The 4,510-nt window shown below is 69.2% G+C and carries 1 protein-coding gene; it reads left to right on the forward strand.

Going from position 1 to position 4,510, the window contains the following annotated elements; genetic code table 11:
* Positions 1-303: 303 nt before the first annotated feature.
* Positions 304-4,510, forward strand: a 4,207-nt coding sequence (locus U9977_RS25875; protein WP_322751896.1) for a sugar-binding protein, incomplete at its 3' end; no start/stop codon positions are given.

A 4,510-nucleotide genomic window follows, 5' to 3' on the forward strand; every position in this document is an offset into this window, starting at 1 on the left:
AGCTACTGTCGTGACTGATGCGGTGCGTGGGCGGCTGTCTGCTCTTTAGAGCGCCCGGCAATAGGGGACGCGGCGTCGCGGGCGGAGAACCGGTCGGATCGAGGTGACCTCGGAACGGACCGAGTCGACGTCGACGTTCGCCAATCCGACTGGCACGTGGACGGTGGAGAGTTTCTCCGGGATACGTCGGGTCCGTCGGGGCGAGGGCTGGGTGCCGGTGGACACGACATTGGTCGTGTCGGGCGGCGTTGAGTCTGCCGATGCGGCTGGCGGGCGTCAGTGCGCAGCCGATGGTGGTGCAGGGTGCGTCGGGGATGGGTGCGGGCACGACGTGGAATTCCCAGCCGACCGCGGACGGGCAACGAGTCCGACCCGAATCAGTACAAGTATTTCTATTCGGGGGACACGCAGCTGGCCCCGAACATCACCGTCACGTACAACTCGTATCCGGGGACGGTCGCCGGCCGGTTCACCAGCCCGTGTTCGGCGCAGTGCGGTGGCAGCCCGGCGATGGTGTTGACGAACAGTCTGACGCCGACGTTGCAGGGTGGGGCGATCGACGCCGACGGCGGGAATCTGCGGGTCGATTTCGAGGTGTGGAACTCGACCGGCAGCACGCTGGTGACCGCCGGGTCGGTGTCCGGGGTGACGGAGAACACGGTCGGGACGTGGACGGTGCCGGCCGGGGTGTTGGCGAACGGCACGGCGTATGAGTGGCGGGCCCGGGCGTTTGACGGGACGGACTATTCTCAGGCCTGGTCGACGTGGATTCCGTTCACCGTCGACACGACCGCGCCCGCCGGCCCGTCCGCGGTGACCTCGACGGCGTTCCCGGCCTCAGGCTGGGGATTGACCACGTCGGGGACGTTCAGCTGGACGTCCCCGGGTGGGGACACCGCGTCGTTCTTCTACGGGGTGGATCAGCCGTCCCCGGCGACGGAGACCACCGGTACGGCCACGGGCACGCTGACCCCGGGGCAGGGGCAGCACACCTTCTACATCCGGACGAAGGACACGGCCGGGAACCTGTCGGCGGTGGTGTCCTATCCGTTCGCGATCGGCACCGGGGCGTTGGCGTTGCCGGTCGAGGGGGCGCGGACCCAGCGGTTCACCACCCTAGAAGGCCAGGCGCCGACCGTGCAGGTGAAGGTCACCTTCCAGTACCGGCAGGGGGTGAATGCGGCCACGGCGTGGACGAACATTCCCACCGCCGACGTGACCCTGATCGGTACGTCGACGCATCCGAGTTGGCCGATGGCGCGCAACGGGTCGGGGTTGTTCGACAAGCTGACCTGGGATGTCACCGCCACGATCACCGCGGCGGGCGGGGGCGACGGGCCGGTGCAGATCCAGCCCTGCTTCCAGGATGCATCTCAGGTGACGTTGTGTGCGCCGTTGCACACGGTGCAGTTCATCCGCAGTGCGTTCGCAGATGCGGCGGCGACTGTGCCGGTGGGGCCGGGCACGCTGGCGCCGCTGACCGGGGACTTCGCGGTGTCGGCGACGGACGCGTCGATGCCGACCTACACCGGGAGCCTGACCGCCGGGCGGACCGCGACATCCATGGCGCCGGCGGTGGCGTCGTCGTTGCCGGCGGGGGTGTTCGGACCGGGCTGGACCGCGGCCCTGCCGGGGCCGGCCGCGGGTTCGGCGGCCGAGACCCTCACCGACACCACCGATACCGGCGGCTATGCGACGTTGACCGGTGCGGACGGTGTTCAGTCGCTCTACACCCGAACTGGGTCCGGGGGCTATCCGTACAGCTACGCCGGGGTCGGGGATGCCGGGACCGACGGGTCGGTGCTGGTCAAGGACTCGGCGACCCAGTTCACCGTCACCGACGCCGACGGCACCAAGACCGTGTACACGGCGAAGACGGTGGGGTCGTCCACGGTGTGGGTGGTCAGCCAGGTCGTCGAACCCGGCTCGAACAGCACCTCGACGTTCACCACCGATTCGTCCGGGCGGGTGACCCGGATCCTGGCCCCCGTGCCCGCTGGGGTCAGCTGCGCGACGCTGGTGGCGGGCTGCCGGGCGCTGGATGTCACCTACGCCGCCTCCACCACAGCGACCGGGACCGACCCGGGCACCTGGGGGGATTTCGCCGGCCGGGTGTCCGCGTTGGTGATGAACCTGAACGGCGCCACGCCGGTGACGGTGGCCCGGTATCTGTATGACTCGACCGGGCATCTGCGCGCCGGCTGGGATCCGCGGCTGGACAACACCGACGGCTCGCATCTGCAGACCGTCTACTCCTACACCGCCGCCGGCCGGTTGGCGACGATCACCCCGCCGGGGCAGGCGGCTTGGACGTTGAGCTACGACGGCACGGGCCGGCTGGCCAGCGTGTCGCGGCCGGACCCGTCCGGGCCAACGGCGACGCAGACGGTGGTCTACGACGTGGCGGTGTCGGGGACGGGGGCGCCGATCGACCTGTCCCCGACCGCGGTCGCCGGCTGGGCACAGACCGATCTGCCGCTGTACGGGGCCGGGGTGTTCCCCGCCGGTCATGTGCCGGCGAGCCCGCCGACCAGCAGCGACTGGCCGTACGCGGATCTGACCTATCTCAACAGTGACGGCCGGGCGGTCAACAGCGCCAGCTATGGGGCGGGGGCCTGGCAGGTCGCCACAACGGAGCATGACGCCAAGGGCAACGTCATCCGCACGTTGAGCGCGGGGAACCGGGCGCAGGCGCTGGCCCCGACGGCGGACACCGATCCGACGGTGACTGCGCTGACCGCGTCGGCGGCCCGCGCTCAGCAGCTCGACGACCAGAGTGTGTACGCCGCGGACGGCGTCGAGGTCGTCGACAGCTACGGGCCGACCCATCAGGTGCTCCTCGACGACGGCTCCACCGCCTCGGCGCGGGGGCATGTGCATACCGACTATGACCAGGGGGCGCCAGCGGCGTCGACGCCGTTCCGGTTGGCGACGACGGTGACGGCCAGTGCCCGGGTCGGTGGGATCAGTACGGGCACGGATCGGGACAGCCGGATCACGGTGAATGGCTATGAGGCCAAGGCCGGCGCGGATCCGAACACCTCCGGCTGGGTGCAGCGCAGGCCGACGACGGTCACGGTGCAGATGGGGTCGGGGAACCCGACGGTCGCGCGGATCAGCTACTACAACACGGCTGGGCAGGTTGTCGAGTCGCGGATGCCGAAGGCGAACAGTTCCGGTACGGATGCGTTCACCACGGTCATCGCCTACTACACGGCGACTGGTAGCGGTGGGTGTGTGAACGCGGCGTGGACGGGGTTGGCGTGTACCAGTGGGCCGGTGGCGCAGCCGTCGTCTGGCAATCCGTTGCCGACGGTGAAATACACCTACAACGACCTCGGCCAGGTGCTGACCGCGGTCGAAACGGTCAGCTCGACGACCCGCACGGCCACGACCGTCTATGACGCGGTCGGGCGGAAGACCTCCGCGGCGATCGTCGCGTCCCCGGCGGCGGACGGTGGCAGCACCCTACCCACCGTCACCTACTCCTACAGCACGACCACCGGCTTGCCGACCAGTACCGGTGACGGTACGACGACGCTGACCATCGGCTATGACAGTCTCGGTCGGGTCATCTCGCAGACCGACGCGGACGGCAACACCGCCACGACCGGCTACGACATCGATGGGCAGGTCACGTCCCGTGCCGACGGGAAGGGCACCTACACCTACACCTACGACTCGGCATCCGAGCATCGCGGGTTGGTGACCGGGCTGAACGTGGGTGCCGGGTCTGCGCCGTCGACGTTCAGCGGGTCGTACGACGCGGACGGGAAGCTGACGAGCGAGACCTATCCGAACCGGGTGGTGGCTACGACCCGGTTCGACAACGGTGGCAACCCGACGGCGTTGACCTATGCCAAGTCGGGCACCACGTGGTTGACGTTCACGCAGAAGCGGTCGGTGTTCGATCAGGTGCGGGCGGATGCGGGTCCGGCGAACAGCACCGGTTACACCTATGATCCGGCCGGCCGGCTGACCCAGGTGGCCGATACCCGGGCCTACGGCGGCCCGGTGATCTGCTCCACCCGGCAGTACGGCTACGACGCTGAGTCCAACCGGACCAGTCTGGTCAACCATCCCGACGCCGGCGGGAACCCCACGAGTGGGAACTGCTCGTCGACGACCACCCCGGATCTCACGTTGAACTCCACTTACGATCAGGCCGATAGGCTGACCAACACCGGCTACGGCTATGACCTGTTCGGGCGGACCACGACGCTGACGGTCGCCGGTGGGGCGGCGGCGAGTGTCGGCTACTACGTCAACGACATGGTCGCCTCCCAGACCGAGGGGTCGACCAGCCGCAGCTATGCGTTGGACCCGGCGCGGCGGATCCGGTCGTGGACGCAAGGGTCGACCACCTGGACCAACCACTACGCGGCCGCGGCCGGAGACAGTCCAGGTGGAGACAGTCCGGTGTGGATCGGGGTGTCCGACGGCACGTGGACCCGGAACATCACGGGGATCGGTGGGGATCTGGCCGCGATCCAGTCCAGCACCGGTGCGG

This window comes from Protofrankia sp. Cas8, from assembly GCF_963555845.1.
GTDB lineage: Bacteria > Actinomycetota > Actinomycetes > Frankiales > Frankiaceae > Protofrankia.